Below are 22,513 nucleotides of genomic sequence, written 5' to 3'. Positions count from 1 at the left end.
ATGCTGCGTCATATGGAATGGTTCGAAGCCGCAGACCTGATCGTTAAGGGTATGGAAGGCGCGATTAACGCGAAAACCGTCACCTATGACTTTGAACGTCTGATGGAAGGCGCTAAACTGCTGAAATGCTCAGAGTTTGGCGACGCGATTATCGCGAACATGTAATTCCGATTCTGGATTAAACAAGAGCGGGAGCCGATTGGTTCCCGTTTTTATTAATAGTTTTCGAACTGTTATCAAAATTTTATCTAAATACCTTGGTTACTACTGGCCAAGCTAAGTAGTTAGCTTAACTGCAATAACAGAGTAATCGTCTATAGGGGGGCCATTCTCAATACGCTTTTTTAGACTTGAACAGAACCTCGAAGGCTCAGACAAGGTATTGACAGAAAACCGGGGTCTTTTTTCCCAAAAGTGATGAGCCCCGTCAGACATTACTATGAGAATTAAATTTTGATTGTCATCATAAAGATCACTCAGTGGTATTTGCAACATGTTGTAATCTAACTCAATTGTTTTTGAAATCGCCGTAGTTAGTAAATTCTTACCTTTTGCATTTTTTAATTGTCGCGAGCTGAAGATGCCTTCATCAATAAGCATTTGGTGTTGAGTATGATCTTTTGTTAGCTGTTTTAATTTATTGTTATTTTTAACATATAAACGACAATCTCCTACATGTGCAATTTTTAAATATTTATTTGTGATATAGCATAGGGTTAGTGTTGTTGCAGCATTTGTAAGTTCGCTATTTTGTGCGCTTAGTTCATTAACAGCTTCTTTAAGGCCTATGAAAAGGTTGTCGAAATTACTACTGATTAAATTCTTCGTATTCTCATATATGTACGAAATAACTTTCTCAGAGGCTTCTTTACCTCCAGTATAACCTCCTAATCCATCAGCAATGGCAAATAAATAGCCATCATTTACTTTTATTGGTGGAAGTATGGTGTCTTGATTAAGCTTGTTTAGCTCTTTAGACACGGTGAAGAAAGAAGCTGAAATGATATCAATCATTTGTTCTGCTCCATATGTTTGTTAATATCATTAAGAAGTTGCTCTGCATTTAAGTAGCGTTTATGCAACTTTCTGTCAGTACATCTAGCAATGATATCATCAAATCCTGCAATATTTAACTCCTCAAGGACAATTCCTATAGAGAAAATATCAGATTGAGGTGAGTAACCATTGAGTACTACATTGTGATCAAAATATCGAGGAGTTCGTGGGAAATGTCCAACTTGGGTTAAAATTTGGCTAGCTTCATCAGGATCCATATGTCTTGCCAAACCAAAATCAGAAATTTTATATATACCGCTTGGACACTTTAAAATATTTTGAGGCTTTATGTCTCTATGTAAAAAACCTTTCAAGTGGATATGCGCAACACCTCTGGTAATCATTTGGGCTATCTTTATTTTATCATATTGCTGTAATAGACCAGATTTTATTTCATCCTCTAATGTGCATTCTCCTAATTCCATTACATACCATAGTGGCGGAGATGTTAAATTGCACAGAATTATTCTCACCACATTTGTATGCAAGCAGGCATCTTGCGACATTACTTCTCGACGAAACCGAGCTTCAAGTAATGGATCGGCATGATGATTTACAAGAATTTTTCTTGCATAGTCACCGCAATCCTCTTTATTAGAATTCCTAATGGTTACTTTTTCAACATTACCGAAACTTCCCTTCCCAAGACCGTTGTGAGGCTCAATAAAGTAACTACTATGTGGAATCATTAAAACCCTCCGATGTAGGTATCAACATTTTTAGCAATAAGATACCCATTTCATTCGGATATATCCTAATTATGTTTCAGTTCATTGAACTCAATCAACTTTTAGAGCTGTTTATGAGTTTGGTTTTCATCCGTTTATCATATTACCTTGCAATCTTCGTCCAGTCCTTACCACGATCATCGTGATAACAAGCAGTTTGATTTGGTGACTTTTGGCTTAGCAGTTTTCAGGTATCAATACCCTGTTCCTTGTAAAGCCGCTCTGCTAAAGACCGCTGTTAAAGATAGGTCACTGGGGTACCATCCCTCCACTCGATACCAAAATTGCCCCTTGCATTACTAAGAATTGTTGCTATGAAGTTTGACTTGCGCTCTAGCATTGAGGCAGCTCGAAAGAATGAATTAGGGAGTGAAGAAGATGTGTTGCTGATTCTGTATGACGGTCACATATTTGCCAAGCTGATAGGGTGGGCACTCATTACAGACGATGGAGAAGCGATTGAAGGTGTTGCTCTGGAAGGCGTTAAAGTGATGTGGAGAGTGATATTCTTCTTCAACCGCCCCAGAAGTGAAAAGATATGTCCTTTCTAAATATGTTTATCAAAGTTAAAAATTAATAATTGGAAATCAAATAGTTATGTATTAGAAAAAACCAGGCTTTAATGGTGTTTTTTACATCTTTATTCAGCAAATTCAGCGGCTTAATAAAAGTCTTGCAAAATACTGCTGCGTCATATGGAATGGTTCGAAGCCGCAGACCTGATCGTTAAGGGTATGGAAGGCGCGATTAACGCGAAAACCGTCACCTATGACTTTGAACGTCTGATGGAAGGCGCTAAACTGCTGAAATGCTCAGAGTTTGGCGACGCGATTATCGCGAACATGTAATCCACTCGCTGGGTTAAATGACAACGGGAGCCTGAGGGTTCCCGTTTTTTATGCACACAAGACGGAAACAACGCTATGAACCATGATATCCCGCTCAAGTATTATGACATCGTCGACGAGTATGCGACTGAAACGGCGAAACCGGTAGAAGAGGCAGAGCGTACGCCGCTGGCACACTATTTCCAGCTGCTGCTCACTCGCTTATACAACAATGAGGAAATCAGTGAAGAGGCGCAGCGGGAGATGGCTGTCCAGGCGGAGATAGACGAAGCGCGCATTGACGATATTGCGAACTTCCTGAATCAGTGGGGCAATGAATAACGCGTCATCGCGCTGAGTCTGCCAGCAGCCTGGCGAGGTCGTGCCGGGTTAGCGACTTTGAAAAGTACCAGCCTTGTACGAGGGCATCGGGGTATCTCTGCGCGATGAACTGATATTGCGTTTCGCTTTCAACCCCTTCAAAAACCAGGGTTTTTTGCAGTTTAGCGAGCGCGTCGCTGAAGATCACCAGGATATCCTGTTTATAGTGCTCGCTGATGCCGTCCACTAACGACTTATCCACCTTGATTTCGTCATATTTGAGATTTGATAGCCTGGCCAGATTAGAGTTTTGCACACCAAAATCGTCTATTGAAATTTTGACGCCTGCCGATTTAAGCTCCTCACAAAACTCTTCAAGGATGGCCGCGGTGGAAACGCCATTTTCGGATAACTCAACTTTGATTAACGATAAGGGAATCGCGTTCTCTGAGCATTCATGACGTAATACCGCCAGGAATTTGCCGTCTTCAATTTCCGTCCGGCCAACGTTCAGTGAAATCATTAACTGATGTTCAGCGGCCAGCGCGGCAATTTCCGCCAGGGATTTCTTTATCATGTTCTGATAATAAACGTTATACAGGCCAATTTTTTTAATTAACGGGATAAACAGCTCAGGAGAAACCTCTTTGTGATTGTTATCCTGCCATCTTGATAACACTTCAACCCCGACGATTTTCTTATCAGCAACCCGAATAACAGGCTGAAAATGAACGCTGATGGTATTCGCTTTTACCGCTTTGACCAGCGTTCGTTCCAGAGAACGTCGGTCTTCATAAAGTCGAAGAGAAAACAGCGTCAGGGATACCCAGATAAAGTATAAAAACAAGCACAGAAGCACCATCACTACGTGGGAGAGCGAAGCCAGTCCGGCATCATGGTGTGTGACGGTAACGCACAAATCCCAGCGTGTACTGCACTCTGTCACAGCCAGCGTAAATAACAGAGACTGTAAGCGGCTGAAGTTTTCTGATGGCGGCGTAACGGTGAAAAAAGTGCGGCCGAAATCTTTAGTGGAAGAACGAAGCGAATAGTTGGCGGTAACGGGGGCAAATTTATCGTAGGCTGAACGGGAGGTGAAGATAATAAGGTGGTTATAGATTGTCGCATTGCCGACAAAGAAATCTTTCTGCGAAAACTGCGCCAGGCTGAATCCGTTCTGGGTATTATGCAGCTCAGAGGGAAGGGCGATGGGATTTGCCAGCTTGCCCCAAAACGCGGTGCAGGTGATTTTCCCCTTTTCAATAAACCCCACATCGGCGAAATAGAGACTTCGCATCTTTAATTTTCGGTAGACGTTCAGACTGGCGCTATCGCATCCCTGCGCGGAGGTATTTTTAAGCGTACTGGCGATATTTTGCGTTAACTCTTCAGAATAGCTTAAGAGCGTGTGGGAGATCTCCCTCTGCCGGTTCTTTTGCTGCTCAGCGATAATGGCGTTAACCGCATACAGCGACAGGACGACCATAAAGGTTGAGATGATAGCAACGGCAATGGCCTTCTTCATTTTCCTGTTGTCCCACCACGTCCTGAGGTGCAGGGATCTTAACACAGGTCATAAAAGCTACAAGTATGAGAGTTGAGGCTGCACGGAATCGAAAGGAAAGCCACCATGCCAGGCTCCTTTCATCTCAGAACCACTCAAACCGTGTTGAGAGCAGTAGCAGTAACGTACTGGCAGAAACAAGATTAAGGCAGATGACAAACTTGCTTGATACGTTCATGTTATCAACGTTTTTGTTGTTCAGTAGCCACAGAGAATAGCGTTTCACCTCCACTGAAGAAACGCCAGATTTTGGTGGGTTCGGGCAAAAAAAAGCCCACTCAAGAGTGGGCAAGAAATACTGGAAGCAATGTGAGCAATGTCGTACTGAATACCTGAGTGATTTGCTCAACTATTCAGTAATGAGAAAGATAATCTTTCTCAGTAAAAGATGCAACCCCACGATGAGTGTGGAACGGCATTTTTTTACTGCTCATATTTTAATCAAACGAACCGTGTGATTCCTATCACAAATTTCCTTTCTCAGATCCTGTGCTATCCTTTTCTGTGTCGTTGATTTAATGACAAAAACCATACAGAGAGGAAAGCTATGGGAATTTTATCCTGGATTATCTTTGGGCTGATTGCGGGGATCCTGGCGAAGTGGATTATGCCGGGCAAAGATGGCGGCGGTTTCATCGTCACGATCATTCTGGGGATTGTGGGTGCAGTCGTCGGTGGCTGGATCAGTACCCTGTTCGGCTTTGGCAGAGTTGATGGCTTCAACTTCGGCAGCTTTGTCGTCGCGGTGATTGGCGCGCTGGTTGTTCTGTTTATCTACAGAAAAATCAAAAGCTAAATCTGACCTGAGTTAAAAAAGGCTGCCTGACGGCGGCCTTTTTACTTTGGGCGTTACCACCAGCCCAACTGCGTACCGGCGACGGCCACGATGGCGACAATCAACATGATGATGGTCGTTTTTCTCATTTAAGCCCCCGGCGCGGCGTAACCGCCAAGGAAAAACCAGCCTAAAAACACCACCGCTGTGATAAAAATAACCACCGGAAAGAGGATCCCTATTCTCATGCCATCACCTGTTTGAGTTTGTATAAGGCCGTAGAGTGTACGGTTTTAATCTAACGCGACAAAGCCTGTTTTGCTTTTTCCTTTTTTATCCTGATACATCGCGAGGTCTGCGGTGCGCAGGGCGCTATCTTCATCCGTGCTGTGAGGATCAACAATAACGACGCCAAGGCTTGCGCCGGGATAAAGAATAGTGGCATTGCCTAACCCGTATTCGCCCGCAATAAGACCATTGAGGCGGGTTTTGATTGCGTTGACCTCTGTACTGGCGTCGCCATCATCGCTGTGACTCAGGCTGGCAACCAGAAATTCATCGCCGCCGAGCCGGCCAATAATCTCATCCTGCGTTTGCTCGTGAGTCAGCCGCTTGCCAACCTGTACGAGGAAGCGATCGCCCGCCTCATGCCCGTACTGGTCATTGATTCGCTTGAAATCATCGAGGTCAATAAAGGCCATCATGACCCTGCGGTTAAGATGGCGCGCCAGTGAGAACAGGGTGGTAAGGTTTTCAAAAATGGCGCGACGATTCGGCAGGCCGGTGAGGGCGTCGGTGTAAGAGTGAGCAATGAGCGCCGCATTTGCTTCGCGAAGCTGAAGCACAAGCGACTCTTTCTGAATGTACTGACCAATTAAACCGGCAAAGAGTCTGATCACCTGCTCGCCACGCTCGCTGAACTGTTTCTGTGCGGTGCTGGCAGCGCAAAGCGTGCCATACAGAGAACCGTCAGCCAGGTGAACCGGCACGCTCATATAGGTTGTAATGCCCAGTGCTTTGGCCGCTTCACACTCCGGCCAGCGGTCGGGCACCTCGTTACTGAACAACGTGTCGCTGTCGATGGCGCGCTTACACAGTGTTTCGTCCCAGGGCACGCTGAACCCTTCCGGGATCTGCATTTGCTTGCTGTTACGGGCATATAAAATGTGCTGCAAACGCGCATTGATATCGACTTTCGTCAGGTAGGTTGATTCCATATCCGTCACAATTTCCAGCATTTCCAGTAGCTGACGCACCAGACTGTCGAGAGATTGCTCAGTGGAGAGGGTTTCTGAAACACGGGCAAGAATGATATCTGACATGAGGCAGGATGACTCCCATGCAGAAGACCTCTGTATCTGCATGTTATGCTGAAAATATAGACTCCAGCCATAGTAAAACATGAACAGGATTAATTTTATAGATTCTTCTGGAGGCGGATGAGGGTGAGGCTAAAAAAAAGCCCCGATGTTGAGATCGGGGCAAAACATCTTGATTACGGAATGATGTTCTCTGGTCAGTGTGAGAACAGGCATCACTATAAGGGGGAATCGTGCAGGTTTAATGGAGAAATCATGGAGAAAACGGCGATGACCCGTTACTCTGACGTTTTTACACCCTGAAGGATCATGATAATGAAATATCTTCTCCTGGCGCTGGTTTTACCGCTGGCCGCCTGCTCAACAAAGACAACCCCTCCTGATGCGCCTCAACCGCCGCACGCTATTGGTATGGCAAACCCGGCGTCAGTGTACTGTCTGGAGAAAGGGGGAGAGCAAATCCCTGTTCAAAGCCCGCAGGGCGTACGTACCGAGTGCAAATTGCCAGGCGGGGAAGTGATCGATGAATGGGATCTCTACCGCCGCGATCACCCGCAACCGACCAGATGACAACGGCAATAAAACTGCGATACACTTCTCTTTAGGATTATTCTTAGCCAGTTTCTGGCAGTACGTTTGCGAGAAGAAGTATGTTTCAGTTAAAACCGGGCAGCATGGCGATGATCGTGGGTGCGCGTACGGCGGCAGGCCGTCGAAATATCGGTAAATCCGTCGAGCTGTTTGGCCTCTGTCAGCCGGGCCAGCGTTTTGTGAACCCGGTTAACGGCGTCATGACGCAATTACCCGCCACGACAGCGCGTGCGCTGTGGCTGGTCACCGGTGATGTTTATGCCTTTGATAATCAGCACGGTTTTGCGTTTGTTCGCCCGGAACATCTGATGCCGCTTACTCCCGACGAGATGCCACACAACGTGGATGAGCTGGCGATCGGTTAATCACAGTTTACGCAGCCAGTCCGCCAGTACCTGCGCGTGATTCTGCTCCGTATTTTTCGCCCCATAGAGTAGCGTCACGGTCTGCTGTTTGGCGAGAGCCGCCAGGCGTTTGCCTTCATCCGGATGCTGCGCCAGCTCTTTGCGATAGGCTTCACTGAACGCGGTGAAATCTATCGTTTCACTGTGAAAGGCTTTTCGCAGTTCGCTGGACGGCGTTAGCGCTTTACACCACTCATCGCAGGCGAGGTCGGTCTTTTTTATCCCTCGCGGCCAGAGTCTGTCGACCAGGATCCGGTAACCGTCTTTTGAGGTCGCCTGCTCATACACGCGTTTACATTGAATCATGGGTCCTCCTCATTTCCTTACGACGTTCTGCAAGAACACTATAGCACCCGGCTTTTATCCACCCAATTTAAGGTATTGTGATAATTGCAAAAGATCGGTAGTCTGAGGTTCCTTATGTTATCTGAAAATCCTCCGGCATAAGGAATCTCTGATGGAACTCTCCCCGGTTAAAACGACGCTGCGCATTGCGCTGGTTGGTGATTACAATCCCGATGTTATTGCGCACCAGGCGATCCCGCTGGCGATTGACGACGCCGCTGCGGTTCTGGAGCTCACCGCTGATTATGACTGGCTCGCCACGCTTGAGCTGACCAGCGCCGAAGACCTGGTCGGGTATGATGCCATCTGGCTGGTACCGGCAAGCCCGTATAAAAACACCGAGGCGGCGTTTATTGCGGCCCGTTACGCGCGTGAGAACTGCATCCCCTTTCTCGGCACCTGCGGCGGGTTCCAGCATGCGCTGATTGAGTATGCGCGTAATGTACTGGGCTGGCACGATGCAGGCCATGCCGAAACCGACACCGAGGGAAGGATGGTAATTGCGCCGCTGACCTGCTCGCTGGTGGAAAAAACCGACGCGATCGAGCTGCGGAATAACACGCTGATTGCTAAAGCGTATGGCAAGCCGGAAATTCAGGAGGGGTATCACTGCAATTACGGCGTCTCACCTGAGTTTGCCGACCAGCTTGAGCGGGGCGACATGCGCGTAACGGGCTGGGACGAGCAGGGCGAGATCCGCGCGGCAGAGCTGGTAACCCATCCTTTCTTTGTCCTCACCCTGTTCCAGCATGAGCGGGCCGCGCTGCAAGGGCGCCCGGTCGTGCTGGTACAGGCCATGCTGCGGGCGGCGCAGGGATAAAAAAAGCAGACCTCCGGGTCTGCCTTGAATGTCAGCGGGGTGTGATCTCCCGGTCACGCCCGGCAAGCATACCGCATAACGCCATCACCACCGCGGCCAGCGCGCAGGCGAGCAGCGGAATGCGCCAGTCTCCGGCGGTATCGTGAATTTTCCCCATCAGCGGTGGGCCACAGGCCGCCAGAAGATAGCCAATCGACTGTGCCATGCCGGAGAGCGCCGCGGCCTGATGGGCCGAGCTGGCGCGCAGCCCGATAAACGTCAGGCCGAGGATCATGGTGGCGCCGGATCCAAAGCCAAACACCAGCGTCCAGACGACGGCCAGCCCCGGCGCGAACCAGAACCCGGCCGCGCTGACGGCGCACATCAGGGCGACTAGCCCGGCAATGCCACGCTGATCGTTAAGACGGTGCAGGATCAGCGGAATGGCGAGACCGGGAACCGCGGTTGCCAGCTGGAGAAGCCCGTGCATGGAGCCAGCCTGCGTTTCGCTGTAGCCATGGCTAAGCAAAATCGCGGGTAACCAGCCGATAATGACGTAGTAAATCAGCGAGTTAATGCCCAGAAAAAGCGTCACCTGCCAGGCGAGCGCCGAGCGCCAGATAGCCCGATTGTGCAGCGCGCCCGCTCCGGTCAGGGTGGCGGCCGGCTTCTGGCGCCATTGCGGTAACCACAGCAGCAGCGCCACCAGCGGGAAGAACATCAGCATCAGCAGCGCCCCGTGCCAGCCACCACTCCCCAGCGACAGCGGGACGATCAGCGCCGACCCTGCGGCAGCAGCGGCCCCCATCGTCAGCGAATAAGCCCCCGTCAGTTTTGCGACCTGGCCCGGAAAATCACGTTTGATTAAGCCAGGTAGCAGGACATTGCCCAGCGCAATCCCACAGCCCACGATCGCCGTACCGATAAATAGCAGCGAGGCCGACGGCAGCGAACGTACGCCAATCCCGATGCAAATCAGCAGCAGAGCGATAAAAAGGCTGCGCTCCATGCCCAGGCGCCGGGCGACGCCTGCGGCAAGGGGAGAGATAAAGGCGAAGGCCAGCAGAGGCAGCGTCGTGAGCAGGCCGGTTTGCGCCGTGCTTAAACCATAGTCCTGTCGGATGGTATCGAGCAGGGGGGCGACACCGGTAAAGGTGACGCGCAGCGTCGTGGCAATCATCAGGATGCCTGCAATCAGCAGCGCACCCTGTTTCCCGGAAGGTTGAATAGCAGTAGTCATTATTGTCTCTTACGTTCAGGCGAGCGCATACCATACCGATTTAAGTCGTGGTTGAAATCAGGCTAAAATGACAGTTTATCGCTAATATCGGACAACTTTATGTACGGACTGGGGCTCGACGGCTACGATCCCGATAGCCAGCACGACGCGGCGGTGGCCTTTCGCATCCGCGTGGTGGCACAGGAACAATATATTCCGCTGCATCAGCACCGCAAAGGGCAGCTGATTATGGCGCTGGGTGGCGCGATCACCTGTGAAGTGGAGAACGCGATGCTGATGGTGCCGCCCCAGTATGCGGTGTGGATCCCGGGACAAACGCCGCACAGCAACAAGGCGACGCCCGGCGCGCAGCTCTGTCTGCTGTTTATTGAACCCGGTGCGCTCGAATTGCCGACGCGTACCTGTACGCTGAAAATATCGCCCCTGGTGCGGGAGCTGGTGCTGGCGCTTGCGGACAGGTCACGGGAGGAACTGCCTCTTCCCGCTACCGGAAGGCTGGTTGACGTCCTGTTTGATGAACTGCCCCTGCAACCGCAGGAGCATCTACAGCTGCCGGTATCTCCGCATCCAAAAATTCGCCTGATGAGCGAGACCATGGCAAACGAACCTGCCGCCTGGCAGACGCTGGCGCAGTGGGCCAGCCACTTTGCCATGAGCGAACGCAATCTGGCGCGGCTGGTGGTGAAAGAGACTGGCTTGAGCTTTCGCCGCTGGCGGCACCAGCTCCAGCTGATTGTCGCATTGCAGTTTTTGATCGGCGGAAAGTCGGTTCAGCAGGCGGCGCAGGCGCTGGGGTATGACTCCACCACCGCCTTCATCACCATGTTTAAGAAAGGACTGGGACAGACGCCCACCCGCTATATCGCCAGCCTGACTACGACTTCCCGATAAACAGCGAAACCAGTCCGGCAGCAATCAGCGGGCCAACCGGCACGCCACGAAACAGCGCCACGCCTAACACGGTGCCCACCAGCAGCCCGGCCACCAGTGAAGGCTGGCTGCTCATCAGCGTCACGCCGCGCCCGCCAAGCCATGAGACAAAAACGCCCACCGCAATCGCCACCAGCGATTTCCAGTTTACAAAGGAGTGCAGCAGCGTTGAGGCCGGTAGCGTTCCGCTGGCAATCGGGGCCATCACACCGATGGTCAAAATAATGATCCCGATGGTAAGCCCCTGTTTTTCTATCCACGGGAAGAAGGTATTCAACGGTGTGACACGAACGATGATCAGGACCAGAATGGAAATCGCGACGGTGGTGTTGTGGCTGACAAAACCCAGAGCAGCCAGGGCCAGAAGTATGAGCAGAGTAGGGTCGAACATGACGGGATCCTTGCCAAAAATAGTAAGCCTGCTTACTTTACGCGCAAACGCGACGGCAGGCAGGCTTTACTGAAAAAATTGTCTATTTTTGGGCACTTGCCTGACGTCAGTCCACCAGCTGCTGGATAAGTGGACTTCCTTCGCGGATAAACACCGGGATGGTTTCCAGCGCCGCAGGCACCCGGATATGCTCCCCACCGGCGTAGCGCTCACCGTTGAGAGCGACCCAGCTATTGCCCGTCGGCAGCCAGACATCGCGCTCACGCTGACCGGCCTGCATAACCGGCGCCACCAGCAGATCTTCGCCAAACAGATACTGATCTTCACATGCCCAGCTCTGCTTATCCTGCGGATAGTGCCAGAACAGCGGACGCATGAGCGGGTCTCCGTGCAGATGAGCCTGCTGGTACAACGCGTCAATATAGGGGCGCAGGGTTTCGCGCACGATAAGCCAGTGCTGCATGATGGCGTAATTCTCTTCTCCGTAACTCCACAGCTCATTAGGCGAACCGCTGTTACACTGAGGAATGCCGTCACGGTAGCGCTCCGGGGGCTGGATCTGCGGTTCGCGATAGCCGTGCATGCGCAGAACCGGTGTAAACACCGCCCACTGGAACCAACGGATCAGTAATTCGTGGAACGCCGGGTCGTTAACGTTCCCTCCCTGGAAGCCGCCGATATCGGTCGTCCACCATGGGATCCCCGCCAGCCCCATATTCAGTCCCGCGGCGAGTTGATTGCGAAAAGCATGGAACGAGGAGTGGACATCACCCGACCACGCCAGCACGCCGAAGCGCTGGCTGCCTGCCCAGGCGCAGCGTACCAGGTTAACAATGTCGGTTTCGCCGTTTGCCTGGAGCCCATCGTAAAAGCCCTGCGCAAAGTCACGCGGGTAGCGATTACCCACTTCCAGCACCGGACCGGCGTGGTAGCGATAGTTGTCAAAATCATAGGCGCGGTATTCCGGTTCGGCTTCGTCCAGCCAGAACAGCTTAATGCCCATGTCGTAGTAATTTTTCTTCACCGTATCCCAGACGAATTTCCGCGCCTCAGGATGGGTCGCATCAAAGAAGGTGGTATTGCCCATAAAATCGAGGTTGACCTGCACGCCACGTTCACTGCTGACCAGCCAGCCTTTGGCTTTCATCAGCGGGTAGAGAGGGCTGCGCGCCTCTACCGTTGGCCACACCGACACCATCAGCGCAATACCCATTTCGCGCAGCTCGTCGACCATCCCTTCAGGATCGGGCCAGTCTACGGGGTCGAAGCACCAGGTGCCCTGATTCGGCCAGTGGAAAAAGTCGATGACCATCACCGACAGCGGCAGATTACGGCGGCGATACTCCCGCGCAACCTCCAGCACCTCCTGCTGGGTGCGGTAGCGTAATTTGCACTGCCACAGCCCGCTGATAAACGCCGGGGCGGAGGGCGGAGTACCGGTGGCTTTCACATACTGGCGGGTGATATCCGCCACCGTGTCGGCGGCGGTGATCCAGTAGTCCATTTCTCCTGTGACGCGGGCGCGCCATTCCGTCTGATTTTTTGCAAAGCTGGCTTCACCAATCGCCGGGTTGTTCCACAGCAGGCCATAGCCAAGGCTGGACTGCATAAAGGGCACGCTGGCCTGGGAGTTGCGCTGTGCCAGTTCCAGCGTACAGCCTTTCAGATCCAGCCACGGCTGTTGATACTGACCCATGCCATAGATGCGTTCATCCGGACGCGATTCAAACCGGACGGTGAGCTGATATTTCCCCCCCATTAGCGGCTTAAATTCGCGGCCATCCAGCTTCAGGGCGCTGACATATTTATCCTGGCTCTTCTCGCTGGCACCGATACCCACCGTTGAACGCTGGCGCCACATCTCTTCCAGCAGCAGTTCGCCGCGCTGATTGTAGAAGGCCAGCTGACCTTTAAGATTCAGCGTCGCGGTAATATTGCCGTTGCGCAGCGTCAGGCTTTCCGCTTCGGCGACAATCTCAGCCTGGCAAGGGGCGGCGGGCAACAGTGCCTGTAAGGCGTCATCAAAAGCCGGGGAGCAGGTGGCCCTGACGCGCAGGCTGTTTTCACCCCACGGTTCAATACGCAGGATCTGGCGTTCAAAACGCCATTCGATACTGTTGGAATGTTGGATCAGCTCACTCATGGATAACGCGTCCTTCTAAATAGGGTGTTTGGCAAGATGGATGGATTGCATTGTGCTGTCGTCGAGCTTGTACCAGCGCAGCGTGGCAAACGCGCAGAGTGACAAGACGCCAGGCACGACGGTGAAGAGGGCGATGATGCAGTACATGGCCGTGGTGGTCTGTTCCGGGGCGTTGGCGACATAGCCGCTTAAGCCCAGCGTCCAGCCAACAATCGCGCCGCTGATCGCCATTCCCAGCTTGAGTACGGCGAGGAAGGTGGAGAAGATCACGCCGTCCATGCGTTTCCCCTGTTTCCATTCGCCGTAATCGGCGACGTCCGCCATCATTACCCACATCAGCGTGGTGGTGGCCTGGTAAAGGGTGGAGACGATAAACGTCATGGGCACCAGAATAAGCACTGACTTAGGCGCAAAGAACAGGGCGATGCTGAGTACCCCCGCCAGTACGGAACAGTATCCAAACATCTGCACTTTGCTGACGTTCTGCGTCAGACGTTTGGCCAGCGCGCTGCCTGCGGCTTTCCCGAGAATATGCGCCCCGAGCATCCACATAAAATAGCTCGCGCTACCGAGATAATAAGTGACGAAATACATCATTGCGCCAAGGCGAATAACGCCAAAACCAATGTTGGTTAATACCAGGACGGCGACAACCCGCCATTGGTCGTTTCGTAATAAATCCCGCAGTTCCGCAAGATAATTATTGTGGGTGGCGGGAGCCTTAATACGTTCACGCGTATTGGCGAAGCAGATCCAGAACATGACGACCGCGATGGTCGCCATAATGGCCATCGCCCAGCGGTAGCCCAGTAATTTATCATCGCCGCCTAAAAACTCTGCCAGCGGCATCATAAAGAATGTCGACAGCGCGCCACCCAGCGTGGCCAGGAAAAAGCGATAGGACTGGAGGGAAATTCGCGCATCGTTGTCGGGCGTAATCACCGCGCCCATGGAGCAATAGGGAATATTGATTGCGGTATACATCAGCATCATCAGGGTATAGCTGACGGTGGCGAAAATCATTTTACCGTGCAGATCGAGCGACGCTGGCACGGCGTAGGTGAGCAGACAACTTGCCCCAAAGGGCAGCGCCAGCCACAGCATCCAGGGGCGGAATTTGCCCCAGCGCGTGCGCGTCCTGTCTGCGATATAGCCCATCGCCGGGTCTATTATGGCATCGGCGGTTCTCGCCAGAAGAAACATGGTGCCCACGAATGCGGCAGGTAGCCCCACCACGTCCGTATAGTAAAACGTCAGAAAAATAATGACGTTATCCAGCCCAATATGGCTCGCCATATCGCCTAACCCATAACTGATCTTTTCTTTACGGGTAATTATTTCGGTCATTGTATTCACCTTGCCAGTGTAAGGTTTATTTTTGAGGTGCTCCGTAAACAGGGTTAACCATGATGAAAAGGTTAACAATTGCGAGATCTGGCATCGGGGTTACGTAAATTTCTTTTCGTGATACCGGTAACAAATAAAGTATTTAAACAGTGACTTTATACGGTGGAGGATAGGTAACAGCGAATCGTTTCAGCGAAAAAATAGTCATTTCACGGACGCGTCATTGTCATTTAACTGTCATTGTGCGGGGGTAAAAAAGAGGCAAATGGGCAAAGCAGAGGGCATCATGAACGATCCTATGTTTGTCGAAACGCTGATTATCTCCTCATCGTTTTTTATTATCGCGATTATTTTGATTGCTTCCGTGCTGCTGCTGGAAAACGGCTGACCGTTAGCCAGCCGCAGTATTTATTGTTTACGGAACGTCACCAGTTCAGGACGGGCGATACGCAGATAGTCCTGGGTGTCCATAATCACCGACTTTTCCAGCAGGCCGGCGTTAAAGGCGATCTCATCGAAGCGCTCAAACAGCAGCGGATCGGCGACCAGCGTCAGATCCGGATGAAAGCTGAAGGGGGGAATGGCGCCGAAAACGCAGCCGGTAAGCGCATCCACTTCAGCCGGACTGGCGAGAGAGGCCTTTAGCCCACCGAAATGACTGGCCAGCAGGCTTAGATCGGCCTGTCGATCGGCGGCGAGGATTGCCAGAATATGTTTCTTAACGCCGTTGCCTTTTACCTTGCAGACCAGTGCTTTTGCACCCTGTCGGAGATCGGTCCCGCGAATTTCACTGACCGCTTCGCATTTCCCAACGGCCTCATGCGCCACCACGCGAAAGCGCGCCTCCTGCTCGGTTAATAAGCTGATTAGCCGCTGATGGGGCGTCGTCCCGATCACGTCATCAGACATAACGATTTCACCTGTGATTTGCCAATACGTAGCTTGCTACATTAGCACGGGACGGAGAGGGCTGAAAGAAAACAGCCAGCGGGTGCGCTGGCTGTTGGGTTATGCGTTGCTGGTGGACGACTGTTTCTGGAACAGTTCCCGGAAGACCGGGTAGATGTCATCCTGGTCACGAATGTGCTGCATCGCAAAGTTATCGAACATCGCTTGCAGATGCTCATACTCACGCCACAGCGTCTGGTGGGCGCGACGGGTAATTTCAATGTAGCTGTAGTAACGCACCACCGGCAGGATCTTCTTCGCCAGAATTTCATGACACAGCGGCGAGTCATCCGCCCAGTTATCGCCATCCGATGCCTGCGCGGCGTAGATATTCCACTGCGCCGGATCGTAGCGCTCCTTCACCACCTCGTCCATCAGCTTCAGGGCGCTCGACACGATGGTGCCGCCGGTCTCCTGCGAGTAGAAGAACTCATGTTCATCCACCTCTTTCGCCTGAGTGTGATGGCGGATGTAGACCACCTCCACGTTCTTATACGTTCTGCTCAGGAACAGATAGAGCAGAATATAAAAACGCTTAGCCATATCCTTGGTGGCCTGATCCATTGAACCTGATACGTCCATCAGGCAGAACATCACCGCCTGACTGGAAGGCTCCGGCCGTTTTTCGTAGTTCTTGTAGCGCAGGTCGAACGTGTCGATAAACGGCACCCGGTCGATCTTCGCCCGCAGTTCGGCGATCTCTTTTCGCAGGCGCTCCTCTTCCAGCAGTTGTGCCGGCTCCGTGTTTTCCACCACTTTCAGGCTGGTTTCCAGCTCGCGCAGTTCGCGCCGTTTGCCTGCCGTCATCGCCGTGCGTCGCGCCAGCGAGTTTTGCAGTGAACGCACCACGCTGATGTTGGCGGGCACCCCGTTTGCGGTATAACCCGCGCGATGGGTTTTGTATTCGTTGAGCTGACGGTGCTGATTCTTTCTCAGATTCGGCAGGGCCAGATCCTCAAACAGCAGGTCGAGATATTCGTCTTTTGAAATCTGAAAGACGAACTCGTCCTGGCCTTCACCGTCCTGGCTGGCCTGCCCCTGACCGCTGCCAGAACCGCCGCCTCCGCCTTGGGGCCGCTCGATTCTGTCATTCTGGACGAAGTGGTCATTACCTGGGTGCACGCGATGGCGAAGGCCGCCACGCCCCTGATGAAACATCGGTTCGCTGATGTCATCGTTAGGGATGGAGACGGATTCGCCGCTGTCGACGTCGGTCACCGAGCGTTTGTTGATGGCCTCGGAGATCGACTGTTTAATTTGCGCTTTATAACGGCGCAAGAAGCGCTGGCGATTCACCGTGCTCTTGTTTTTGCCGTTAAGACGCCGGTCAATAAACCAGGTCATATATCCCCCGTACTGCATTTGCCAACTTGCAGCGTCCGTAAGTACCGGACATTTTGTTGGCCCGGTAAGCGCGTTACCGGGCACTTGTTTTAAGACGATTTACGCACGCGCAGATACCATTCACAGAGCAGGCGGACCTGTTTGCGGGTATAGCCTTTCTCCATCATACGGTCGACAAAATCGTCGTGCTTTTTCTGCTCGTCGGTTGAGGTTTTGGCGTTGAACGAGATGACCGGCAACAGCTCTTCCGTGTTAGAGAACATTTTCTTCTCTATAACCGTGCGCAGTTTTTCGTAGCTGGTCCAGTTCGGATTGCGGCCGTTGTTATGCGCTCTGGCGCGCAGCACGAAGTTCACAATCTCGTTTCGGAAGTCTTTCGGATTGCTGATCCCGGCTGGTTTCTCGATTTTTTCAAGTTCCGCGTTCAGGGATTCACGGTCAAACAGCTGGCCGGTATCCGGGTCGCGATACTCCTGATCCTGGATCCAGAAGTCAGCGTAGGTGACGTACCGGTCGAAGATGTTCTGGCCGTATTCGGAATAGGATTCCAGGTAGGCGGTCTGGATCTCTTTGCCGATAAACTCGGCGTATTTCGGGATCAGGTAGCCTTTCAGGAACTCCAGGTAGCGTTCAGCCTGCTCCTGTGGGAACTGTTCACGTTCAATTTGCTGTTCCAGCACGTAGAACAGATGTACCGGGTTGGCGGCCACCTCCGCGTGGTCGAAGTTAAAGACGCGGGAGAGGATCTTAAACGCGAAACGCGTCGACAAACCGTTCATCCCTTCGTCGACCCCGGCGTAATCGCGGTATTCCTGGTACGATTTCGCTTTCGGGTCGGTATCCTTCAGGCTTTCACCGTCATACACGCGCATTTTTGAGTAGATGCTGGAATTTTCCGGCTCTTTCAGGCGCGACAGGATCGAGAAGCGCGACAGTGTTTCCAGCGTTCCCGGTGCGCAAGGGGCATGAACCAGCTCACTGTGGTTGAGCAGTTTTTCGTAAATCTTGATCTCCTCGGAGATCCGCAGGCAATAAGGCACTTTGACGATGTACACACGGTCAAGGAACGCCTCATTGTTTTTGTTGTTACGGAAGGTCACCCATTCAGATTCGTTAGAGTGGGCAAGGATAATCCCGTTAAACGGCAGGGCGGAAATACCTTCTGTCCCGTTGTAGTTCCCTTCCTGGGTGGCGGTCAGTAGCGGATGCAGCACTTTGATCGGTGCTTTAAACATCTCGACAAATTCCATAATCCCCTGGTTGGCGCGGCACAGCGCACCGGAATAACCGTAGGCATCCGGGTCGTTTTGCGCGTGATGCTCCAGCTTACGGATATCGACTTTACCCACCAGCGCCGAGATATCCTGGTTGTTCTCGTCACCGGGTTCAGTTTTAGCGATGGCGATCTGCTCGAGGATAGACGGCCACACTTTCACGACGCGGAACTTGGTGATGTCCCCGCCAAACTCGTGCAGACGTTTTGCCGCCCACGGCGACATGATCGTACCGAGATAGCGATGCGGAATGCCAAACTCTTTTTCCAGAATTTGCGCATCCTCTTGCGGATTAAACAGGCACAGCGGATGGTCATTGACCGGGCTGCGTTCGCCGTTGGCGCTCAGCACATAGATCGGCACGCGCTGCATCAGCGCTTTCAGCCGTTCAGCCAGGGAGGATTTACCCCCACCGACAGGACCCAGCAGATAAAGGATCTGTTTCTTCTCTTCCAGCCCCTGAGCGGCATGCTTCAGGTAGGAGACGATCTGCTCAATGGCGTCTTCCATGCCATAGAACTCTTCAAACGCCGGGTATCGGGCGACCACCCGATTCGAAAATAGACGGGAAAGCCGTGGCTCCAGGGCAGTATCAACCATGTTTGGCTCACCAATAGCCATCAATAGCCGTTCTGCCGCATTGGCATAGGCACTGCGATCTTGCCGACAAATGGTAAGAAACTCCTGCAGTGTGAACTCTTCGTCCTTGGCAGCTTCGTAGCGCTGGCGATAGTGATCGAATATATTCATGGCATGCCGTCCTTTCGTTTTTTAGCACAGGATAAGAGCCGTTCGTATGAGTAGTGGAGGCTCCCGGAAGAGAATTTTTCGCACCTCACTGCCAGAGCAGCAACCTGTGTGCCAGGTCGAAGGCTATGAACCGCAGGGTGTTCAGCAAAACCTCTTCTTAAATTAAAGCTTAGATGGCAATTGCAAAACTTGCATACGGATAAAATCTACTTTCAATGACATATCAATAACTCATCCAAAAATTTCCACTGCGGTTATAAGCGAAAAGTGGGTTTTTCATTTATCGGTCACATAAATGAAAGCGGGATGTCATCTGAAAAATGAAAAATAACGGGTTAATCAAACGGATTAGCGCGCAAAAAATTTTGGGATGTACGGGAATGGCGGTTACACTTCACCCGCTGATTATTTGACTACAGGAAAGAATGGATTGTGACCAAACTCAAACTTCTGGCATTGGGCATCCTTGCCGCTACCGCAGCGAGCACCGTACAGGCTGAGAGCCAGTGGACTGTTGGCGCGGGTGCTGGCGTGATTAACAGCCCGTACAAGCAGTATGACCGCGACGTTTATCCTGTCCCCGTTGTCACCTATGAAGGCGATAACTTCTGGTTCCGTGGGTTGGGCGGTGGCTACTATCTGTGGAACGATACGGCCGATAAGCTCTCCATCATGGCCTATTACGATCCAACGCACTTTAAACCAGGCGACAGCAATGCGCTTCGTCAGCTGGACAAACGCAGAAGCTCACTGATGGCGGGGCTTTCTTACGTCCATAATACCGAGTATGGCTTCCTGCGCACTGCGCTGGCGGGCGATACCCTGGACAACAGCAACGGCTTCATCTGGGATCTGGCGTGGCTTTATCGCTATACCAACGGCGCAGTGACGCTGACGCCGGGTATCGGTGTGCAGTACAGCAGCGAGAATTACAACGACTACTACTATGGCGTGTCTAAAGCGGAGTCTCGCCGCAGTGGTCTGAAGAGCTACAGCGCGGATGATGGCTGGGACCCGTACCTGGAACTCACCGCCTCGTATAACTTCCTCGGTGACTGGAATGTGTACGGTACTGGCCGTTACATTCGTCTGAGCGATGAAGTGAAAGACAGCCCGATGGTCGACAAGTCCTGGTCTGGCATCTTCTCCGTGGGTGTGACCTACAAGTTCTGACCAGAACGTGATGCATTAAAACGGGGCGCTAGCGCCCCGTTTGTTTTTTATGATGCCTGAACAATATTAGCGCTTCACAATCTTGATCGTCTGGCCTAAGCGGGACGGTTTTTCTTCGCTGGTTTTCTGCGGCGCGGTCACGCACGCGGTTTCCACGCACACGAAGGTCTTGTAACCGTCATCCGGGATATCCGCCATGCTGACGGAAAGGGCAGGGCCCGGGTTCCAGCCCACCACGTTGCTGTGGTGGTGATGAACCACATCAATACCGCGGTTCAGCGCGCTGTCGTGGATGACGCTACAGGCTTCCGGGTGCAGATACACGCGGTCGGTACGATCCGGGAAAGTCTGCACGCCGTCGTCCAGCTTGCCTTCTTTCGCGTTATCCACTTTGTCGATAAAGGTATCGCCAAGTCCGCTCACCTTAACGGCCTGAATGTCGCCTACGTTGAAATAGGTGTGCAGGGCGGACGTTGTTTCAAATTCGCCGTGCGCTTCCAGTTCAATCTCGCAGGTTTTACCCAGCTTGAAGCGGGCATACAGGGTGAACTCGTGTGGCCACAGGGCACGCGTTTCATCATTCGCCTGGAGTTCAAAGGTCAACACCGCACCGTTTTCATCTTCATTGTGGGCTTTCAGCGTCCACTGCTGGTTACGGGCGAAACCGTGTGAGGGTAAACCCTGCTGCGCTGACGGGCCAAACCATGGCCAGCAGATCGGTACGCCGCCGCGGATCGCCGCCCCTTTTTTGAACGAGGTGGCCTCGCTCAGCCACAGGCCTTCTTCTTCACCTTCTGGTTTCCAGGAGAGCAGGTGGGCGCCATTGAGCGCTACGGAGGCTTTAACGCGCGGATGATCAACGACGATGATATCGGCACCGTCGATCTGACGGCGGGAGAGCACAGGGGTATGTTGTTCGACTACCGGAAGTGCAAAAATTTTATTAATCATTAAGCAATCCTCTGTCTAAAAACAATAAAAAAGGCGACCGAAGTCGCCTTTTAGGAGCAAGCACTCATCTCAACTTATTTGGAGATGTGAGCGATCAGGTCCAGTACTTTGTTAGAGTAGCCAGTTTCGTTGTCGTACCAGGAAACCAGTTTCACGAAGTTGTCGTTCAGTGCGATACCTGCTTTAGCATCGAACACGGAAGTGCACACTTCGCCGTTGAAATCGGTAGATACAACGTCGTCTTCGGTGTAACCCAGAACGCCTTTCATTGGGCCTTCGGAAGCAGCTTTGATTGCTTTCTTAATTTCTTCATAAGAAGCAGCTTTTTCCAGACGAACGGTCAGGTCAACAACGGATACGTTAGGAGTTGGAACGCGGAACGCCATACCAGTCAGTTTGCCATTCAGTTCTGGCAGTACTTTACCTACTGCTTTAGCAGCACCGGTAGAAGATGGGATGATGTTCTGAGCCGCGCCACGGCCGCCGCGCCAGTCTTTGTGAGACGGGCCATCAACGGTTTTCTGAGTAGCGGTGGTTGCGTGAACGGTAGTCATCAGACCTTCGATGATGCCGAAGTTGTCGTTGATAACTTTAGCCAGCGGTGCCAGGCAGTTGGTGGTGCAGGATGCGTTGGAAACGATGTCCTGGCCAGCGTAAGTTTCGAAGTTTGCACCGCGAACGAACATTGGGGTGTTGTCTTTGGAAGGACCAGTCAGAACAACTTTCTTCGCACCCGCAGTGATGTGTTTACGTGCAGTTTCGTCGGTCAGGAAGATACCGGTAGCTTCAGCTACAACGTCAACACCGATTTCGTTCCATTTCAGGTTAGCTGGGTCTTTCTCAGCAGTAACGCGGATGGTTTTGCCATTAACAACCAGGTGGCCGTCTTTCACTTCAACGGTGCCGTCGAAACGACCGTGAGTTGAGTCGTACTTCAGCATGTACGCCATGTATTCAGCGTCCAGGAGATCGTTGATACCAACGATTTCGATGTCAGAACGTTTCTGAGCAGCACGGAAAACAATACGGCCGATACGGCCAAAACCGTTGATACCTACTTTGATAGTCATATATTCCACCAGCTATTTGTTAGTGAATAAAAGGTTGCCTGTAAAATTACAAAAACCTTACGCAGCGTCAAGCGGAATCGTGTCAATCATTGCGACAAATCAATCCTGTGACTAACGTTTGTGCGACTGACTCGCCTCACTTTCCCTTTAAGCTAGCAACCACATGGGGGCTGCGCCCGGAATTTTAAAGGCCTCGCAGGATTAAAATGTGAAATTGATCACA

At 52.0% G+C, this 22,513-nt stretch carries 27 protein-coding genes and 1 pseudogene; 11 read left to right on the top strand and 17 right to left on the bottom strand.

Translation table 11 applies throughout. The annotated features are described in order from the left end of the window. Positions 1 to 165: isocitrate/isopropylmalate family dehydrogenase (locus H2Z33_RS22035; RefSeq protein WP_023337139.1), on the top strand; the 165-nt coding region annotated here is incomplete at its 5' end. A gap of 111 nt (positions 166 to 276) precedes the next feature. Here the strand turns inward: H2Z33_RS22035 and H2Z33_RS22030 are convergent. Further along, on the bottom strand, positions 277 to 1,014 hold the full coding sequence (locus tag H2Z33_RS22030) for a PP2C family protein-serine/threonine phosphatase (protein WP_063135241.1): 738 nt from the start codon (positions 1,012 to 1,014) through the stop codon (positions 277 to 279). After that, positions 1,011 to 1,745: a protein kinase family protein gene (locus H2Z33_RS22025; protein ID WP_063135240.1), complete on the bottom strand. Its 735-nt coding sequence runs from the start codon at positions 1,743 to 1,745 to the stop codon at positions 1,011 to 1,013. The genes H2Z33_RS22030 and H2Z33_RS22025 overlap by 4 nt, the downstream gene beginning before the upstream one ends. A 353-nt stretch (positions 1,746 to 2,098) precedes the next feature. Between H2Z33_RS22025 and H2Z33_RS22020 the strand changes: the two genes are divergently transcribed. The 3 genes and pseudogenes from H2Z33_RS22020 to H2Z33_RS22010 all read left to right on the top strand — a co-directional run bounded on the left by H2Z33_RS22020 (position 2,099) and on the right by H2Z33_RS22010 (position 2,953). Beyond that, the gene (locus tag H2Z33_RS22020) at positions 2,099 to 2,335 is read left to right on the top strand and encodes a hypothetical protein (protein WP_080459232.1); all 237 of its coding nucleotides are present in this window, start codon (positions 2,099 to 2,101) and stop codon (positions 2,333 to 2,335) included. Positions 2,336 to 2,455: 120 nt separating this feature from the next. Next, positions 2,456 to 2,632, top strand: a pseudogene (locus H2Z33_RS22015) (isocitrate/isopropylmalate family dehydrogenase); the annotation flags it as partial. 75 nt (positions 2,633 to 2,707) lie between these two features. Further along, a complete protein-coding gene (locus H2Z33_RS22010; RefSeq protein WP_015570796.1) occupies positions 2,708 to 2,953 on the top strand; it encodes a YmjA family protein in 246 nt (81 codons plus the stop codon). A 4-nt stretch (positions 2,954 to 2,957) separates the two neighbouring features. Here H2Z33_RS22010 and H2Z33_RS22005 read toward each other — a convergent pair whose 3' ends face one another. Continuing rightward, the gene (locus tag H2Z33_RS22005; RefSeq protein ID WP_047735062.1) at positions 2,958 to 4,457 is read right to left on the bottom strand and encodes a cyclic diguanylate phosphodiesterase; all 1,500 of its coding nucleotides are present in this window, start codon (positions 4,455 to 4,457) and stop codon (positions 2,958 to 2,960) included. A gap of 124 nt (positions 4,458 to 4,581) precedes the next feature. After that, on the bottom strand, positions 4,582 to 4,674 hold the full coding sequence (gene yncL, locus H2Z33_RS22000) for a stress response membrane protein YncL (RefSeq protein WP_071524166.1): 93 nt from the start codon (positions 4,672 to 4,674) through the stop codon (positions 4,582 to 4,584). A gap of 369 nt (positions 4,675 to 5,043) precedes the next feature. On the opposite strand from yncL, the gene H2Z33_RS21995 reads away from it, so the two are divergent. Further along, complete coding sequence (locus tag H2Z33_RS21995) at positions 5,044 to 5,292, top strand: GlsB/YeaQ/YmgE family stress response membrane protein (RefSeq protein WP_003857896.1); 249 nt, start codon at positions 5,044 to 5,046, stop codon at positions 5,290 to 5,292. Between the two features lie 53 nt (positions 5,293 to 5,345). Here the strand turns inward: H2Z33_RS21995 and yoaJ are convergent, their stop codons facing one another. Genes yoaJ through H2Z33_RS21980 form a run of 3 tightly spaced genes read right to left on the bottom strand, consistent with a single transcriptional unit; the run spans position 5,346 to position 6,593 of the window. Next, positions 5,346 to 5,420: a protein YoaJ gene (yoaJ, locus tag H2Z33_RS23630; RefSeq protein WP_015570794.1), complete on the bottom strand. Its 75-nt coding sequence runs from the start codon at positions 5,418 to 5,420 to the stop codon at positions 5,346 to 5,348. Then, the gene (locus H2Z33_RS21985) at positions 5,421 to 5,519 is read right to left on the bottom strand and encodes a YoaK family small membrane protein (protein WP_015570793.1); all 99 of its coding nucleotides are present in this window, start codon (positions 5,517 to 5,519) and stop codon (positions 5,421 to 5,423) included. It abuts the gene before it with no gap. A gap of 45 nt (positions 5,520 to 5,564) precedes the next feature. Beyond that, on the bottom strand, positions 5,565 to 6,593 hold the full coding sequence (locus tag H2Z33_RS21980; RefSeq protein ID WP_045141474.1) for a sensor domain-containing diguanylate cyclase: 1,029 nt from the start codon (positions 6,591 to 6,593) through the stop codon (positions 5,565 to 5,567). 312 nt (positions 6,594 to 6,905) lie between these two features. On the opposite strand from H2Z33_RS21980, the gene H2Z33_RS21975 reads away from it, so the two are divergent. Continuing rightward, positions 6,906 to 7,160: a DUF333 domain-containing protein gene (locus H2Z33_RS21975; RefSeq protein ID WP_015570791.1), complete on the top strand. Its 255-nt coding sequence runs from the start codon at positions 6,906 to 6,908 to the stop codon at positions 7,158 to 7,160. A gap of 80 nt (positions 7,161 to 7,240) precedes the next feature. Continuing rightward, the gene (locus H2Z33_RS21970) at positions 7,241 to 7,546 is read left to right on the top strand and encodes a periplasmic protein (protein ID WP_032670952.1); all 306 of its coding nucleotides are present in this window, start codon (positions 7,241 to 7,243) and stop codon (positions 7,544 to 7,546) included. Here the strand turns inward: H2Z33_RS21970 and H2Z33_RS21965 are convergent, their stop codons facing one another. Beyond that, positions 7,547 to 7,891: a DUF488 domain-containing protein gene (locus H2Z33_RS21965; RefSeq protein WP_015570789.1), complete on the bottom strand. Its 345-nt coding sequence runs from the start codon at positions 7,889 to 7,891 to the stop codon at positions 7,547 to 7,549. 151 nt (positions 7,892 to 8,042) lie between these two features. Between H2Z33_RS21965 and H2Z33_RS21960 the strand changes: the two genes are divergently transcribed. Further along, positions 8,043 to 8,750, top strand: coding sequence for a CTP synthase (locus H2Z33_RS21960; protein WP_063135238.1), 708 nt, complete (start codon positions 8,043 to 8,045; stop codon positions 8,748 to 8,750). A gap of 31 nt (positions 8,751 to 8,781) precedes the next feature. Here the strand turns inward: H2Z33_RS21960 and H2Z33_RS21955 are convergent, their stop codons facing one another. Continuing rightward, positions 8,782 to 9,969, bottom strand: coding sequence for a CynX/NimT family MFS transporter (locus H2Z33_RS21955; protein ID WP_017384696.1), 1,188 nt, complete (start codon positions 9,967 to 9,969; stop codon positions 8,782 to 8,784). A gap of 99 nt (positions 9,970 to 10,068) precedes the next feature. Here H2Z33_RS21955 and H2Z33_RS21950 point away from each other — a divergent pair, with 99 nt between their 5' ends. Beyond that, positions 10,069 to 10,860, top strand: coding sequence for an AraC family transcriptional regulator (locus H2Z33_RS21950; RefSeq protein WP_063135237.1), 792 nt, complete (start codon positions 10,069 to 10,071; stop codon positions 10,858 to 10,860). Here the strand turns inward: H2Z33_RS21950 and H2Z33_RS21945 are convergent. The 3 genes from H2Z33_RS21945 to H2Z33_RS21935 all read right to left on the bottom strand — a co-directional run bounded on the left by H2Z33_RS21945 (position 10,844) and on the right by H2Z33_RS21935 (position 14,780). Next, a complete protein-coding gene (locus H2Z33_RS21945; protein ID WP_003857881.1) occupies positions 10,844 to 11,290 on the bottom strand; it encodes a DUF441 domain-containing protein in 447 nt (148 codons plus the stop codon). The genes H2Z33_RS21950 and H2Z33_RS21945 overlap by 17 nt on opposite strands. A gap of 106 nt (positions 11,291 to 11,396) precedes the next feature. Next, the gene (locus tag H2Z33_RS21940; protein WP_063135236.1) at positions 11,397 to 13,433 is read right to left on the bottom strand and encodes a TIM-barrel domain-containing protein; all 2,037 of its coding nucleotides are present in this window, start codon (positions 13,431 to 13,433) and stop codon (positions 11,397 to 11,399) included. A gap of 15 nt (positions 13,434 to 13,448) precedes the next feature. Continuing rightward, complete coding sequence (locus H2Z33_RS21935; RefSeq protein WP_074133803.1) at positions 13,449 to 14,780, bottom strand: glycoside-pentoside-hexuronide (GPH):cation symporter; 1,332 nt, start codon at positions 14,778 to 14,780, stop codon at positions 13,449 to 13,451. A 286-nt stretch (positions 14,781 to 15,066) separates the two neighbouring features. On the opposite strand from H2Z33_RS21935, the gene yoaI reads away from it, so the two are divergent. Beyond that, positions 15,067 to 15,168 (top strand): small membrane protein YoaI, encoded by a 102-nt coding sequence (gene yoaI, locus H2Z33_RS23510; protein ID WP_017384693.1) that lies wholly within the window; start codon positions 15,067 to 15,069, stop codon positions 15,166 to 15,168. A 20-nt stretch (positions 15,169 to 15,188) separates the two neighbouring features. On the opposite strand, the gene H2Z33_RS21930 is transcribed toward yoaI, so the two are convergent. From H2Z33_RS21930 to yeaG, 3 genes are all read right to left on the bottom strand, one after another. Beyond that, positions 15,189 to 15,689 (bottom strand): YbaK/prolyl-tRNA synthetase associated domain-containing protein, encoded by a 501-nt coding sequence (locus H2Z33_RS21930; protein WP_023303492.1) that lies wholly within the window; start codon positions 15,687 to 15,689, stop codon positions 15,189 to 15,191. A gap of 99 nt (positions 15,690 to 15,788) precedes the next feature. Beyond that, positions 15,789 to 17,072: a YeaH/YhbH family protein gene (locus tag H2Z33_RS21925; RefSeq protein WP_017384692.1), complete on the bottom strand. Its 1,284-nt coding sequence runs from the start codon at positions 17,070 to 17,072 to the stop codon at positions 15,789 to 15,791. 89 nt (positions 17,073 to 17,161) lie between these two features. Then, positions 17,162 to 19,096, bottom strand: coding sequence for a protein kinase YeaG (gene yeaG / locus H2Z33_RS21920; protein ID WP_006809140.1), 1,935 nt, complete (start codon positions 19,094 to 19,096; stop codon positions 17,162 to 17,164). Positions 19,097 to 19,528: 432 nt separating this feature from the next. Between yeaG and H2Z33_RS21915 the strand changes: the two genes are divergently transcribed. Continuing rightward, the gene (locus tag H2Z33_RS21915) at positions 19,529 to 20,269 is read left to right on the top strand and encodes a MipA/OmpV family protein (RefSeq protein WP_063135057.1); all 741 of its coding nucleotides are present in this window, start codon (positions 19,529 to 19,531) and stop codon (positions 20,267 to 20,269) included. 66 nt (positions 20,270 to 20,335) lie between these two features. Here H2Z33_RS21915 and H2Z33_RS21910 read toward each other — a convergent pair whose 3' ends face one another. Both H2Z33_RS21910 and gapA read right to left on the bottom strand, forming a co-directional pair. Next, positions 20,336 to 21,220, bottom strand: coding sequence for a D-hexose-6-phosphate mutarotase (locus tag H2Z33_RS21910; RefSeq protein ID WP_063135058.1), 885 nt, complete (start codon positions 21,218 to 21,220; stop codon positions 20,336 to 20,338). 74 nt (positions 21,221 to 21,294) lie between these two features. After that, a complete protein-coding gene (gapA, locus tag H2Z33_RS21905; RefSeq protein ID WP_006809136.1) occupies positions 21,295 to 22,290 on the bottom strand; it encodes a glyceraldehyde-3-phosphate dehydrogenase in 996 nt (331 codons plus the stop codon). Positions 22,291 to 22,513 lie beyond the last annotated feature (223 nt).

It is taken from the genome of Enterobacter sp. YSU (genome assembly GCF_016082135.1).
Lineage (GTDB): Bacteria > Pseudomonadota > Gammaproteobacteria > Enterobacterales > Enterobacteriaceae > Enterobacter > Enterobacter hormaechei_C.
This window is presented reverse-complemented; position numbering and strand designations above follow the sequence as displayed.